A 12,903-nucleotide genomic window follows, 5' to 3' on the forward strand; every position below is an offset into this window, starting at 1 on the left:
CAATCGGTGCCGAATTTGATTCGAGTGCGCCGGAAATCAGGACAGGCTGTGCGGATGTGCGGAAAACGGCGTTTTGTGCGTTTTCTTTGCCGCCGCTGCCGGAACGGGGTAAGAACCGCCACGGGATTCGGCCTTGGAGGGACGTAGCGCAAATATGAAGACATTTAACTTGAGAAAGGGGCTGGATCTGCCGGTGACAGGCGCACCGGAACAGACAATCCACCAAGGCCCCGCCATCACCTCGGTGGCCGTGCTGGGCCCCGACTATCTGGGTCTGAAACCCCGCATGCTGGTGCAGGAAGGCGAGGACGTGCAGCGCGGCACGCCGCTGTTCTGCCACAAGGACGCGGAAGACGCGGTGATGGTCGCGCCGATGACCGGCAAGGTCGTGGCGATCAACCGCGGTGCGCGCCGTGTTCTGCAAAGCGTGGTGATCGAGATTTCGGATGCCGAAGACAAGGGCATCGATTTCTCCGCCGTTGGCGATGCCGGCACGGCTGAGGGCCTGACCGCCAAGCTGTGCGCGGCCGGTCTGTGGACCGCGTTCCGCACCCGTCCCTATTCCAAGATGCCGCAGCCGGGGTCCAAGCCCGAAGCGATTTTCGTGACCGCGATGGACAGCGAGCCGCTGGCCGCTGATGCCGCGGTCATCATCAATGACGCTGCCGAGGCGTTCGAGGCGGGCCTGAAGGCGATTACCCTGCTGACCGACGGCACCACCTTCCTGTGCCAGAAGGCAGGCGACAGCATCCCCGGTGCCAATCTTGCCGGTGTGGAAGCTGCTGCCTTTGACGGGCCGCATCCGTCGGGCCTGGCTGGCACCCACATCCACTTCCTGCATCCGGTCCGTGCTGACGATCAGGTCTGGACCGTGTCCTATCAGGACGTGATCGCCATCGGCCGCCTGCTGCTGACCGGCCACCTGGACCCCTCCACCGTGGTTGCCATCGCCGGTCCCGCTGCGCGCAGCCCCCGTTTGGTCCGCACCGTGACGGGCGCCTCTACCGAGGAGCTGACCCGCGGCGAGATCGCCGTTGACGGCCCGGTGCGGGTGATCTCCGGTTCGATCCTGTCCGGCCGCCAGGCGGCAGGGCCGCTGGCCTATCTGGGCCGCTTTGCCCGCCAGGTCGCGATCATCGAGGAAGACCGCGAGCAGATCCCGATGGGCTGGATCCGCCCGATGCCCGGCAAATACGCCGTGCAGCCGGTGCTGGGCTCTGCCCTCAGCCGCAAGCTGTTCAACCTGACCAGCAACCTCAACGGCGGCCGCCGGGCGATGGTGCCCACCGGCACCTTCGAGCGGCTGATGCCGCAGGACTACCTTCCGACGCAGCTGCTGCGCGCGCTGCTGGTGATGGACACCGACTCCGCACAGGAGCTGGGTGCGCTGGAGCTGGATGAAGAGGACATGGGCCTCGTCGGCTTTGCCTGCCCGGCCAAGTACGAATACGGGCTGGCGCTGCGCGACTGCCTGACCAAGATTGAAAAGGAGGGCTGAGCCGGATGGGATTGCGCAGCTTCTTTGACAGGATCGAGCCGCATTTCGAGAAGGGTGGCAAGTACGAGAAGTACTTCCCCGTCTACGAAATGGTGGAGTCCTTCCTTTATACCCCGAAAACCGTCACCACCGTGGCGCCGCATGCCCGCTCCTACATCGATATGAAGCGGATCATGACCTATGTGGTGATCGCCACCATCCCGTGCATCCTGTGGGGCATGTGGAACACCGGCTATCAGGCGAACTCGGCAATTGCAGCGCTGGGGTCCGATGCCGCGACCGGCTGGCGGATTGCCCTGCTGCAGATGTTCGGCATTTCGCTGGATGCGGCGAACCCGATGGCCAATATCGCGCACGGGTTCCTGTACTTCCTGCCGATCTACATCGTGACGCTGGTTGCGGGCGGCATCTTTGAGGTCGTCTTTGCGACCGTCCGCGGCCACGAGGTGAACGAGGGCTTCCTGGTCACCTCGATGCTGTACACGCTGATCCTGCCGGCCTCGACGCCGCTGTGGCAGGTGGCGCTTGGCATCATCTTCGGTGTGGTGATCGGCAAGGAAGTCTTTGGCGGCACCGGCAAGAACTTCCTGAACCCGGCGCTGACGGGCCGTGCGTTCCTGTATTTCGCCTATCCGGCCAACATGTCGGGCGACAGTGTCTGGACCCCGGTTGACGGCTTCTCCGGCGCAACCGCGCTGGGTGTGTCCGCTGCTGAGGGCGTGCAGGCTCTGGCCGCCAAGGGCATTGAATGGTCGGATGCGTTCTATGGCACCATCCAGGGCAGCTTTGGCGAGACCTCGACGCTGGCCTGCGCCATCGGCCTGGTCTTCCTGCTGGCGACCAAGATTGCCAACTGGCGCCTTATCGTGGGCTGCCTGGGCGGCATGATCGGCTTTTCAGCGCTGCTGAACGTTATCGGTTCCGACACCAACCCGATGTTCGCGATGCCGTGGTACTGGCACTTGGTGCTGGGCGGCTATGCCTTTGGCCTGGTGTTCATGGTGACCGAGCCGGTCTCGGCGTCGCACACCAACGCGGGCCGCTACATCTATGGTGCCCTCATCGGCGTGATGGTGGTGCTGATCCGGGTGCTGAACCCGGCCTTCCCCGAAGGCATGATGCTGGCGATCCTGTTCGGCAACGTCTTTGCACCGCTGATCGACTACTTCGTCGTGCAGGCAAACATCAAACGGAGGGCGCGCCGCCATGGCTGATACCCAAAGCAAGGGCCTGATTGGCCGCTTCCTCGCCGCATCGCCGGATTCGGTTGGCAAGACCGTGTTCATCGCCGTCGCCGTCTGCCTGGTGGCCTCGATGATCGTGTCCACCGCCGCCGTGTCCCTGCGCCCGGTGCAGGAAACCAACAAGAAGCGCGACAAGCAGCTGAACGTTCTGCAGGTGGCCGGCCTTTATGAGCCGGGCCAGAACGTGGCCGAAGCCTTTGCCGCGTTTGAGCCGCAGGTGCTGGATCTGGAAACCAGCACCTTCACCGACCAGTTCGACGCCGCCACCTTTGACGGCCTTGCCGCCGCGCAGGATCCGGAGCTGAGCCGCGAGCTGGTGAATGACCCGGCGGGCATCGGCCGCCAGTCGCGCTACAAGACCGTGTACCTGCTGCGCGAGGAAAACGGCGATCTGGACAAGGTGATCCTGCCGATCCACGGCTATGGCCTGTGGTCCACCCTTTATGGCTTCATCGCGGTGGAGGAGAACGGCAACGACATCTTTGGCCTGCAGTTCTACCAGCACGGCGAAACCCCGGGCCTGGGCGCCGAGGTGGACAACCCGCGCTGGAAAGCACTGTGGCATGGCAAGGAGCTGCGGGATGAAGACGGCGATCTGGAGATCACCGTGTCCAAGACCGTGCCTGCCGCCGGACCCGAACACCACATCGACGCCCTCGCCGGTGCGACGCTGACCTCTGTCGGCGTGGACAACCTGGTGCGGTTCTGGATGGGCGAAGAAGGCTACGGGCCGTTCCTCAAGTCACTGCAAGCGGGAGAGTTCTGATGTCCCAGAGCAAGAAAGACATGCTGATCGACCCGTTGGTCGACAACAACCCGATCACCCTGCAGGTGCTGGGCATCTGCTCGGCGCTGGCGGTGACCTCGTCGCTGCAGGTGGCATTCGTAATGACCCTGGCGGTGACCTTCGTGACCGCGTTCTCGTCGATGTTCATCTCGATCCTCAGGAACCAGATCCCCAGCTCGATCCGGATCATCGTGCAGATGGTGATCATCGCCTCGCTGGTGATCCTGGTGGACCAGGTGCTGAAAGCTTATGCCTTTGAGATTTCCAAGACCCTGTCGGTCTTCGTCGGCCTGATCATCACCAACTGTATCGTGATGGGCCGCGCCGAGGCGTTTGCCATGAGCAACCCGCCGGTGGCGTCCTTTATCGACGGTCTGGGCAATGGTCTGGGCTACGGCCTGATCCTGATGCTGGTGGGCGTGGTCCGCGAGCTGTTCGGCTCCGGCTCCCTGTTCGGCATCACCATCCTGGAAACCGTGAACAACGGCGGCTGGTATGTCCCGAACGGCATGTTGCTGCTGCCCCCCTCGGCGTTCTTCGTGATCGGCCTCTTGATCTGGGCGTTCCGCACCTGGAAACCGAACCAGGTGGAAGAGCGTGAATACAAAATCCAATCCGTGGAGGCGCACTGATGGAAGGGCTGATTTCACTCGCCGTTAAGGCCATCTTTGTCGAGAACCTCGCGCTCTCCTTCTTCCTGGGCATGTGCACCTTCATCGCGGTGTCCAAGAAGATCTCCACCGCGCTGGGTCTGGGGATTTCGGTGATGCTGGTGCAGGCGATCACCGTGCCGACCAACAACCTGCTGCTGACCTACCTGCTGAAGCCGGGCGCGCTGGCCTGGGCGGGTTTCCCGGATGTGGATCTGACCTTCCTCGGCCTGATCTCCTATATCGGGGTGATTGCGGCGATGGTGCAGATCCTGGAGATGATCCTCGATAAGTATTTCCCGCCGCTCTACAACGCGCTGGGGGTCTTCCTGCCGCTGATCACGGTGAACTGCGCCATCCTGGGCGGCTCGCTGTTCATGGTGGAACGCGACTACAACTTCGCGGAAGCAACCACTTACGGCCTCTCCTCCGGCTTCGGCTGGGCGCTGGCGATCACCGCGATGGCGGGTGTGCGCGAGAAGCTGAAGTATTCCGACGTGCCGGACGGCCTGCAGGGCCTGGGCATCACCTTTATCACCGCGGGTCTGATGGCGATGGCCTTCATGTCCTTCAGCGGCGTCAAACTGTAAGGGAGCGTCTGAAGTTATGGAAACTTTCTCGCTCGGCGTTGTTCTGTTCACGGTGATCGTGCTGGCGCTGGTGGCCATCATTCTGGCTGCCCGCTCCCGCCTGGTCGCGACCGGCAATGTCAACATCACCATCAACGGTGAAAAAACCATCTCGGTGCCTGCGGGCGGCAAGCTGCTGCAAACGCTGGCGGCAGAGAAACTGTTCGTCCCCTCCGCCTGCGGCGGCGGCGGCACCTGTGCCCAGTGCCGGGTGCGGGTGCATTCCGGCGGCGGCTCCATCCTGCCGACCGAGGAAAGCCACATCACCAAGCGCGAAGCCGCCTGCGGCGACCGCCTGTCCTGTCAGGTCGCGGTCAAGCAGGACATGGAGGTCGAAGTTCCGGAAGAGGTCTTCGGCGTCAAGAAATGGCGCTGCAAGGTGCGCTCCAACGACAACGTGGCGACCTTCATCAAGGCGCTGGTTCTGGAACTGCCCGAAGGCGAGGACGTGAACTTCCGCGCCGGCGGCTACATCCAGATCGAAGCGCCGGAGCACCAGCTGTCCTACACCGACTTCGACATCCAGGAGGAGTACCGCGAGGATTGGGACCGCTTCAATCTGTGGCAGTACAAATCCGTCGTGGACGAGCCGATCGAGCGCGCCTATTCGATGGCGAACTACCCGGACGAGAAGGGCATCATCATGCTGAACGTCCGTGTGGCCTCGCCGCCGCCGGGCTCCACCGATATTCCGGCAGGCAAGATGTCGTCCTACATCTTCAACCTGAAGCCGGGTGACGAAGTCACCATTTCCGGCCCGTTCGGCGAGTTCTTCGCCCGTGACACCCAGAAGGAAATGGTCTTCATCGGCGGCGGTGCCGGCATGGCGCCTATGCGCTCCCATATCTTCGACCAGCTGAAACGGCTGGAGAACCGCGACCGCAAGATCAGCTTCTGGTACGGCGCGCGCTCGAAGAAGGAGATGTTCTTTGTCGAGGACTTCGACCAGCTGGCCGAGGAGTTCGACAACTTCGAATGGCACGTCGCCCTGTCCGACGCCCAGCCGGAGGATAACTGGAAAGGCTACACCGGCTTCATCCACAACGTCCTTTACGAGGAATACCTCAAGAACCACCCGGCGCCTGAAGACTGCGAATTCTACATGTGCGGCCCGCCGATCATGAACCAGTCGGTGATCAACATGCTGCTGGATCTGGGCGTGGACCGCGAGGACATCATGCTCGACGACTTCGGCGGCTAAGCCAGAGAGCAAGGCAGAAAATCAGAAGCCCCGGGTGGAAACATCCGGGGCTTTTTCTGTTCTCAGAAACGGGCCGGGGAGGGGGGGTGATATCTGTGCACCCCCTGTACACCCCCTGTACACCCCCTGTGCACCGGCCGTGCACCGGCGGGGCAGAGATCACTCCGCCTTCAGCTCGCTGACGATTTGGATGGTGATCGGGCCGGTGGAGAAGCCGCCGACGCCAAAGGCCTGGTGATCAATGGTAGTGGTCGCCTCAAAGGCCGCCCATTCGCCCTGGTAATACTCCAGCGCCCCGCCCAGAGGATGCGGACCCAGGTGGGTCATGGTGGTATCCAGCACCACGGAATGAGTGGTGCCGTGAATGGTCAGGTCGCCGGTTACCTTGGCCGTCTTGTCGCCGGTTTTTTCGATGCCGGTGCTGACAAAGGTGATTTCCGGATAGGTTGCGACCTCAAGGAAATCGGCACTGGAGAGGTGGTCGTCCAGCGGCCCGAACCCGGTGGAGACACTGTCTGCCTGGATCGTGACAGTCAGCGAGGATGCCTCCGGGTTTTCCGCGTCCAGCTCTAGCGTGCCTTCTGCCTCGGTGAATTCACCGCTTTGCATCGAGACACCTGCGTGGCTCCAGCTGAACCGGACCTCGGTATGGCCCTGATCGGTCTTGTAGGTGGCCGCCAGGGCGGCGGGCGCAGCAAGCAGGGCTGCGGTTGCAAGCGGGGCAATCTTGATCAGCATGAGGTTCTTCCTGTCTGATATGTCTTGAGGCGATTGTGAAGTTCTAGGGTCCTTTTACGCATTGAATGCAAGGTAGATGCTATGACATCTATTTCGGCGTATCCATAAGCAACTGGCCTGGCGGCCAGTTCGCTCACCAACTCGTGAAGGCAAATGACACCAAGCAAACGGGAAACTGAAATCTGGATTCTTTTGAACCGGGCTCACCGTCAGGCGCACCGGGAGATGGAGGCGGAGCTGCGGGAGGCCGGGCTGCCGCCGCTGCGGTGGTATGACGTGCTGTGGGGGATCGAAATGGCGGGGGAGGGCGGCGTGCGCGCCTTTGAGCTGACCAGGAACCTGCTGTTCGAACAGTCCAACCTGTCACGCATTCTGGCGCAGATGATCAAACAAGGGCTGGTGCGCGAAACGGTTTTTGAGCAGGACCGGCGCGGTAAAATACTGCACATAACCGCCGAGGGCGCGGCGCTGCGCCTCAAGATGTGGGCGGTCTATGGCCCCGCGATCAAGCGCAAGATGGAGGCGCTGGCCAGGGCCGGGGACCTGCAGGGGTTTCTGGAACACCTGCAGGAGACGGGCGGCGGCCCATTTCCCTGATCCGCCGCTGCCGCAAACCTTGAGTCAGCCGACGATCATCTGCTTCATGCGCAGGGCCTCATACTCCAGCTCCTGCAGGCGGAAGTTCACCACGTCGCCGACGGTGATCATGCCGCACAGGCGGTCGTCCTTGACCACCGGCAGGTGGCGGAAGCGGCCCTCGTTCATCACCTTGGCCACGTCGATCAGCAGATCGTCCGGATCGCAGGTCTTGACCTCGCGGGTCATGATATCCTCGACCAGCTGCGGCAGGGTGTGGCCCGGCGTCTCTGCCAGACGGCGCACGATGTCGCGCTCCGACAGGATGCCCTGCAGCGCGCCGTTCTGGTCGGTCACCACCAGGGCGCCGATGCGCTTGTCGCGCAGGGCCTCCACCGCATGGCCGACGGTGTCGTTCGGGCGGATCGCAAAAATCGCGTCGCCCTTGGCCTCCAGTAGTTTCGCAACGGTCGACTGGCCGTGCGACAAATTCGACTCGGGCGACTGGCTGTGGCTTTCCTGGCCGGCCTTGTCGCCCCGGGTCGGAGGCTGGTATGAGAACGGTGCCATGCGCGGGTCTCCTCCTATCCTGCATCAGGTCCTGCCCCCATCTTAACGGCGGATCACGATCCGGGAAGGGGCGAAATGACGCGAGCGCTAACAAAGGCCGGAAAACAATATGTTCGAAACCCTTTACCTGACCCCTGTGACCGGCGCGCTGACCGTGTTCCTGGTGGTGGTCTGCGGCCATCTTTACCGGCAGAACTGGAAGTCCGAGGCGCATGATGCGCGGCTCAGGGCGTGGCTTTACGGCGTGCCGGCCGCGTTGGGCCTTCTGGCGCTGGCCTTTCTGCCGCTGAAGTTCTGAGGCCGCATTTGACTCTGGCGCGGGGCAGGGGCATAGCAGCGCCAGCTTTATCCCCGGAGGTTGACCGATGCCCAGACGGTTTCTGCTTGCCCTGATCCTGCCCGCGGTGCTGCTGGTGTCCGGCTGCTGGTTCGGCAGCGAGCCGGAGGAGGTGCGCCTGACGGGCCAGACCATGGGGACTACCTACAGCGTGATCGCCATTGGCGAGGATCTGGATCAGGAGGTTCTGGCGGCGGAGGTGGAGGCCACCCTGGCGGCGGTCAATGCCAAGATGTCGAACTGGGATCCGGCCTCGGAGGTTTCCACCTTTTCGGCCGCGCGCAGCACCGCGCCGGTGCGGGTGTCGCCGGAGTTTGCCCATGTGCTGGCCGCGGCCAACGACGTGCATGAAAAAACCGGCGGCAAGTTCGACGTGACCCTGGGGCCGCTGATCGAGCTGTGGGGATTCGGCCCGCGCAAGCCGGAGGACCCGGTACCGTCGGATGCGGCCATCACTGAGGCGCTGGAGGGCGTCGGGCAGGCACGGCTGCTGACGCTGGATGCCGGGGCCGGGACCCTGAAGAAATCGGCGCCGGAGACCGGCATCAACCTGTCGGCCATCGCCAAGGGCTATGGCGTCGATGCGGTTGCGCAGACGCTGCAGGGCTTTGGCGTCGAGCATTATATGGTGGAAATCGGCGGCGATCTGGTCACCAAGGGCGAAAACGCCAAGGGCGAGGCCTGGCGCATCGGCATCGAGAAACCGGACGCCGCGGCACAGACGGTGCAGCTGATCGTGCCGGTCAGCAACCTGGGCCTGGCGACCTCCGGCGATTACCGGAATTATTTCGAGCACGAGGGCCAGCGCTATTCCCATATCCTTGATCCGGTCGCCGGGCGGCCGGTGACGCACCGCACCGCCTCGGTCACAGTGATTGCTCAGAACGCGATGCTGGCGGATGCCTGGGCGACCGCGATGCTGGTTCTGGGCAGCGAGGACGGGCTGAAACTGGCGGAGCAGCATAAACTTGCCGTGTTTTTCATAGATCGGGACGTGCAAGCCGGCGAAGATGCCTATATGACGTCCGCAAGCAGCGCTTTCGAGGCGCTGACTGGAAACTGAGCCGCGCACTGAGCGACACCGCGAGGGACCCCAATGAGCACCTTTCTTCTGGCCTTCATCCTGCTGCTGATCGTGACCCTGGGCATGTCGCTGGGCGTCATGCTGATGGACAAGAAGATCAAGGGCAGCTGCGGCGGCCTGAATGCGATTTCCGGTGCTGACAAATGTGTGGTCTGCTCCAAGGACATCGACCCGGACAGCCCGCTGCGCGACAAGCTGCAATGCAAGCGCGCGCGGCAAATGGTCGAGCGGATGCAGGAAGAGCAGAAGGCCTGAGGCTGGCCGCGGGCTGAAATCCGGTGCGGATTTCAGCTATGAAAAATTGATTTTTCATGGCCGTTTCCCTCGCAGGGAAACGGCTTTTCACTCTGCCGCAGGGCTTTGCCTCGCCGCCGCGGGGCTTTGATCCGGCGCCCAGCCTTTGCCCAGGGCTATTTGCAGGCGGGACCAGGCCAGCGCCAGGTCGCGCCGCGCGGCGATCAGGTTCAGCTCGTTGTCGCGCAGCGCCTCTTCGGTGTTCAGGAGGTCGAACAGGGTGATTTCATTGGCCCGGAAGGTTTCGCGCGCGAGACCGGCAACCTTGGTGCCCAGGTTGACCGCGCGCGCCTGCGCGGCGGTGCGTTCGCGGGCGGACTTGAGCGCGCTTTGCTGCGCTTGCACCTCTTCCACCGCGCCGCGGACCGCTGAGCGGTAATCGAATTCGGTGGCCTTGGCCTCAGCGATGGCGCTTTGGTGGAAGGCGCGCAGCACCGGGCGGTTGAACAGCGGCAGCGTCAGCGCCGGGCCGATCTGGTAGAGGTCGGGCAGGCCGCGGAACGCCTCGATGGAGCCGGTAACTTCGAGCGACGGATAGAGCTGTGCCTCGTTGATGCCGATATCGGCGGTGGCGCTGCGCAGCTGGGCCTCGGCCAGCAGCACGTCGGGCCGGTTGCGCAGCAGGGCAGCAGGCACCCCCAGCTCCGGCTGGGTCTTGGGGGAAGGCTGGCCAGAGCCGCTCTGCATCATTGCAAACACCTCTGCGGCGTCGCGGTCCAGGAGCGTGGCCAGCGCAAAAACGGAGGTTTCATAGTTGGAAATGAAGGCCGGCAGATCGGCCTTGGCGCTGGCGACCTGCAGCTTGGTGCGCTCCAGATCCAGGGCCAGGACGGCGCGGGCGGCCTTAAGTTCCTCCACCGTGGCCAGGATCTGCTGGCGCAGCTGAATCGTCTTGCGGGTGACGGCGGCGCCGCGCTGGAAGAACCGCGCCTCGATATAAGTACGCGTTATCGCGTCGATGATCGCCAGCCGGGTGGTGGCCATCTGGTAGAACTGCGCGTCGCGGCCGGCAACGGCCCGTTCCGAGCGCCGCTGGAAACCGCCGAAGAGGTCGAAGACATAGGTGGCGCCGATTTCGGCGGAGTCGAGGCTGGTCGAGCCGTCCTGCGATTCACGGCGCGAGAAGATTGAACTGCCCTCCAGATCGCCGCTTACCTGTTGCGGGCGGCCGCTGGCGCGGCGCACCGCCTCTGCGGCCTTGAGACGCTGGCGGGCAGACTTGATGTTCAGGTTCTGCGCCAGGCCTGCCGCCACCAGGCGGTTCAGGGTGGCATCGTCCAGCGCCTGCCACCAGGCCTCGGCTGCGCCTTGGGCGGTGGCATAGGTGCGGGACTGGTAATAGCTGGCGGGCACCGCGAAACCGGGGCGCTGGTAATCCCGGCCTGCAACGGTGCAGCTGCACAGGAGAGTTCCGGCCAGCAGCACGGAACGGGCTGTCCAATTGGATCTGCTCATGGCTTGCCTCTGGGCGCCCGGTCTGATGCGGGCATTACCGCAATCTTAGGCAGCACCGGCTGTTGCGGCGAACAACTTCCTGCCGCAAGGGCGGACTTTGCGGGGTACTGATGCGCCTGGCCCACAGGCCGGCATCTGCGGAAATCCGGGTGGTTCTGCCGGATTTGGCCCCTCAGGCAAGGCGGTGGAAGGCCATCCTGCCGGGCCAACGCGCAGGGCTTTGGCAGCCAGGAGGAGCACAACCGCCTGCCTGTGCCTGAGCTTGACGCAAGCATACGGCCCGTCCACTGTTTGCCCGCGGGCGGACTGGATCACGGCCGTGAGCCCGCCGGCGGCCCTGCCTGGCAGCCGAACCGCAACCGCGACGTGAAAGTGAGAACAACCTGATGGAACTGCAAAAATTCTATGTCGGCGGCGCCTGGGTGACGCCGCATTCGACCCGGGAATTCCCGGTGCTGAACCCGGCCACGGAGGAGCAGATCGGGACGATCATCCTCGGTGACGAAATGGATGTGGACGCTGCTGTCGCTTCGGCCAAGGAAGCCTTCGGCAGTTACTCACGGACCTCGCGGGAGGAGCGGATTGCGCTGCTGGAGAAGCTGCTGGAGATCAGCAAAGAGCGGCGGGAAGTGCTGGCGCAGGCAATTCGGGCTGAGATGGGCGCGCCGATTTCGATGGCGCGCGATGCCCAGGCCGATTCCGGGATCGGCCATCTGGAGGGCATCCTGGACGCGCTGAAAACCCAGGAGCTGCGCGAGACGCTGCCAAACGGCGATATCCTGGTGCGTGAGCCGATTGGCGTCTGCGGGCTGATCACGCCCTGGAACTGGCCAGTGAACCAGATCGCGCTCAAGGTGCTGCCGGCGCTGGCCACCGGCTGCACCTGCGTGCTGAAACCGTCGGAGCACACGCCGATGTCCGCCGCCGTCTATGCGCAGATGATCCATGATGCGGGCTTCCCGGCGGGGGTGTTCAACCTGATCCACGGCGACGGGCCGACCGTTGGCGCCGGGCTGTCGCGGCATCCGGATATCGGCATGATGTCCTTTACCGGTTCGACGCGGGCGGGGATTGCGGTCTCCAAGGACGCCGCCGACACGGTAAAGCGGGTGACGCTGGAGCTGGGCGGCAAATCCCCGAACCTGGTGTTTGCCGATGCCGATCTGGAGGAGAAGGTCACCGCCTCGGTGCTGGAGTGCATGTACAATACCGGGCAGAGCTGTGACGCGCCGACCCGGATGCTGGTGGAGAAGAGCTGCTACGATCAGGTGCTGGACATCGCCCGGTCGGCGGCCGAGGGCCAGGCCGTGGGCGACCCGGCGGAGGAAGGCGATCACATCGGCCCGTTGTTCGACCAAATCCAGTTCGACCGGGTGCAGAGCATGATCCAAAAGGGCATCGACGAAGGGGCCACGGTGCTGGCTGGCGGTCTGGGCCGGCCCGAGGGGATGGACACGGGCTGGTACGTGCGCCCCACTGTCTTTGCCGATGTCACCAACGGCATGGAGATTGCGCAGCAGGAAATCTTTGGCCCGGTGCTGGTGATCATCCCGTTCGAGGACGAAGAAGATGCCATCCGCATCGCCAATGACACGCCTTACGGGCTGGCGGCCTATTTGCAGACGGGCGACGAGGAGCGGGCCGAGCGGGTCGCCGCCCGCTTGCGGGCGGGGGCCGTGCATATCAACGGCGGCGGCTTCAACTATGGTTCGCCCTTTGGCGGCTACAAGCAGTCCGGCAACGGCCGCGAAGGCGGGATGCTGGGGCTGGAGGATTATCAGGAAGTCAAAACCCTGCACTTCGGCTGAGCCCGCTTGCAGCGCGAAACGCCAGGGAGCTT

General features: G+C 63.7%; 14 protein-coding genes. 11 read left to right on the forward strand and 3 right to left on the reverse strand.

Going from position 1 to position 12,903, the window contains the following annotated elements; genetic code table 11:
- Positions 1-154 precede the first annotated feature (154 nt).
- From ACXAED_RS21900 to nqrF, 6 genes are read left to right on the forward strand one after another with little or no spacing between them, the layout of a single operon-like run.
- Positions 155-1,498 carry a Na(+)-translocating NADH-quinone reductase subunit A gene (locus tag ACXAED_RS21900; protein ID WP_475053584.1) on the forward strand — a complete coding sequence of 448 codons (1,344 nt, stop codon included), beginning with the start codon at positions 155-157 and terminating at the stop codon, positions 1,496-1,498.
- A gap of 5 nt (positions 1,499-1,503) precedes the next feature.
- On the forward strand, positions 1,504-2,712 hold the full coding sequence (locus ACXAED_RS21905) for an NADH:ubiquinone reductase (Na(+)-transporting) subunit B (protein ID WP_475053586.1): 1,209 nt from the start codon (positions 1,504-1,506) through the stop codon (positions 2,710-2,712).
- Entirely contained in the window at positions 2,705-3,508 is an 804-nt protein-coding gene (locus tag ACXAED_RS21910; protein WP_475053588.1) for a Na(+)-translocating NADH-quinone reductase subunit C, read from the forward strand. The genes ACXAED_RS21905 and ACXAED_RS21910 overlap by 8 nt, the downstream gene beginning before the upstream one ends.
- The gene (locus ACXAED_RS21915; protein ID WP_475053591.1) at positions 3,508-4,161 is read left to right on the forward strand and encodes an NADH:ubiquinone reductase (Na(+)-transporting) subunit D; all 654 of its coding nucleotides are present in this window, start codon (positions 3,508-3,510) and stop codon (positions 4,159-4,161) included. Before ACXAED_RS21910 ends, ACXAED_RS21915 begins: the two co-directional genes overlap by 1 nt.
- Positions 4,161-4,769 (forward strand): NADH:ubiquinone reductase (Na(+)-transporting) subunit E, encoded by a 609-nt coding sequence (gene nqrE, locus ACXAED_RS21920; protein WP_019296950.1) that lies wholly within the window; start codon positions 4,161-4,163, stop codon positions 4,767-4,769. The genes ACXAED_RS21915 and nqrE overlap by 1 nt, the downstream gene beginning before the upstream one ends.
- A 16-nt stretch (positions 4,770-4,785) precedes the next feature.
- Positions 4,786-6,009, forward strand: a complete 1,224-nt coding sequence (nqrF, locus tag ACXAED_RS21925) for an NADH:ubiquinone reductase (Na(+)-transporting) subunit F (RefSeq protein WP_475053593.1) — start codon at positions 4,786-4,788, stop codon at positions 6,007-6,009.
- Positions 6,010-6,168: 159 nt separating this feature from the next.
- On the opposite strand, the gene ACXAED_RS21930 is transcribed toward nqrF, so the two are convergent.
- Positions 6,169-6,747 carry a YceI family protein gene (locus tag ACXAED_RS21930; RefSeq protein WP_475053596.1) on the reverse strand — a complete coding sequence of 193 codons (579 nt, stop codon included), beginning with the start codon at positions 6,745-6,747 and terminating at the stop codon, positions 6,169-6,171.
- A gap of 153 nt (positions 6,748-6,900) precedes the next feature.
- Between ACXAED_RS21930 and ACXAED_RS21935 the strand changes: the two genes are divergently transcribed.
- Positions 6,901-7,344, forward strand: coding sequence for a MarR family winged helix-turn-helix transcriptional regulator (locus ACXAED_RS21935; protein WP_475053597.1), 444 nt, complete (start codon positions 6,901-6,903; stop codon positions 7,342-7,344).
- A gap of 24 nt (positions 7,345-7,368) precedes the next feature.
- On the opposite strand, the gene ACXAED_RS21940 is transcribed toward ACXAED_RS21935, so the two are convergent.
- Positions 7,369-7,893, reverse strand: a complete 525-nt coding sequence (locus ACXAED_RS21940; RefSeq protein WP_475053600.1) for a CBS domain-containing protein — start codon at positions 7,891-7,893, stop codon at positions 7,369-7,371.
- A gap of 109 nt (positions 7,894-8,002) precedes the next feature.
- On the opposite strand from ACXAED_RS21940, the gene ACXAED_RS21945 reads away from it, so the two are divergent.
- The 3 genes from ACXAED_RS21945 to nqrM all read left to right on the forward strand — a co-directional run bounded on the left by ACXAED_RS21945 (position 8,003) and on the right by nqrM (position 9,569).
- Positions 8,003-8,191 (forward strand): hypothetical protein, encoded by a 189-nt coding sequence (locus ACXAED_RS21945; RefSeq protein WP_475053603.1) that lies wholly within the window; start codon positions 8,003-8,005, stop codon positions 8,189-8,191.
- A gap of 67 nt (positions 8,192-8,258) precedes the next feature.
- Entirely contained in the window at positions 8,259-9,293 is a 1,035-nt protein-coding gene (locus tag ACXAED_RS21950; RefSeq protein ID WP_475053606.1) for an FAD:protein FMN transferase, read from the forward strand.
- Positions 9,294-9,326: 33 nt separating this feature from the next.
- Positions 9,327-9,569, forward strand: coding sequence for a (Na+)-NQR maturation NqrM (gene nqrM / locus ACXAED_RS21955; protein ID WP_475053608.1), 243 nt, complete (start codon positions 9,327-9,329; stop codon positions 9,567-9,569).
- Between the two features lie 87 nt (positions 9,570-9,656).
- On the opposite strand, the gene ACXAED_RS21960 is transcribed toward nqrM, so the two are convergent.
- The gene (locus tag ACXAED_RS21960) at positions 9,657-11,063 is read right to left on the reverse strand and encodes an efflux transporter outer membrane subunit (protein WP_475053610.1); all 1,407 of its coding nucleotides are present in this window, start codon (positions 11,061-11,063) and stop codon (positions 9,657-9,659) included.
- Positions 11,064-11,449: 386 nt separating this feature from the next.
- Here ACXAED_RS21960 and ACXAED_RS21965 point away from each other — a divergent pair, with 386 nt between their 5' ends.
- Complete coding sequence (locus tag ACXAED_RS21965; RefSeq protein ID WP_475053613.1) at positions 11,450-12,871, forward strand: aldehyde dehydrogenase family protein; 1,422 nt, start codon at positions 11,450-11,452, stop codon at positions 12,869-12,871.
- The last annotated feature ends 32 nt before the right edge of the window (positions 12,872-12,903 follow it).

Source organism: Leisingera sp. ABM4_103, assembly GCF_056158685.1.

Coding starts and splice junctions, on each gene's coding strand:
- ACXAED_RS21900 (WP_475053584.1), top strand. CDS start 155: ATGAAGACATTTAACTTGAGAAAGGGGCTGGATCTGCCGGTGACAGGC.
- ACXAED_RS21905 (WP_475053586.1), top strand. CDS start 1,504: ATGGGATTGCGCAGCTTCTTTGACAGGATCGAGCCGCATTTCGAGAAG.
- ACXAED_RS21910 (WP_475053588.1), top strand. CDS start 2,705: ATGGCTGATACCCAAAGCAAGGGCCTGATTGGCCGCTTCCTCGCCGCA.
- ACXAED_RS21915 (WP_475053591.1), top strand. CDS start 3,508: ATGTCCCAGAGCAAGAAAGACATGCTGATCGACCCGTTGGTCGACAAC.
- nqrE (WP_019296950.1), top strand. CDS start 4,161: ATGGAAGGGCTGATTTCACTCGCCGTTAAGGCCATCTTTGTCGAGAAC.
- nqrF (WP_475053593.1), top strand. CDS start 4,786: ATGGAAACTTTCTCGCTCGGCGTTGTTCTGTTCACGGTGATCGTGCTG.
- ACXAED_RS21930 (WP_475053596.1), bottom strand. CDS start 6,747: ATGCTGATCAAGATTGCCCCGCTTGCAACCGCAGCCCTGCTTGCTGCG.
- ACXAED_RS21935 (WP_475053597.1), top strand. CDS start 6,901: ATGACACCAAGCAAACGGGAAACTGAAATCTGGATTCTTTTGAACCGG.
- ACXAED_RS21940 (WP_475053600.1), bottom strand. CDS start 7,893: ATGGCACCGTTCTCATACCAGCCTCCGACCCGGGGCGACAAGGCCGGC.
- ACXAED_RS21945 (WP_475053603.1), top strand. CDS start 8,003: ATGTTCGAAACCCTTTACCTGACCCCTGTGACCGGCGCGCTGACCGTG.
- ACXAED_RS21950 (WP_475053606.1), top strand. CDS start 8,259: ATGCCCAGACGGTTTCTGCTTGCCCTGATCCTGCCCGCGGTGCTGCTG.
- nqrM (WP_475053608.1), top strand. CDS start 9,327: ATGAGCACCTTTCTTCTGGCCTTCATCCTGCTGCTGATCGTGACCCTG.
- ACXAED_RS21960 (WP_475053610.1), bottom strand. CDS start 11,063: ATGAGCAGATCCAATTGGACAGCCCGTTCCGTGCTGCTGGCCGGAACT.
- ACXAED_RS21965 (WP_475053613.1), top strand. CDS start 11,450: ATGGAACTGCAAAAATTCTATGTCGGCGGCGCCTGGGTGACGCCGCAT.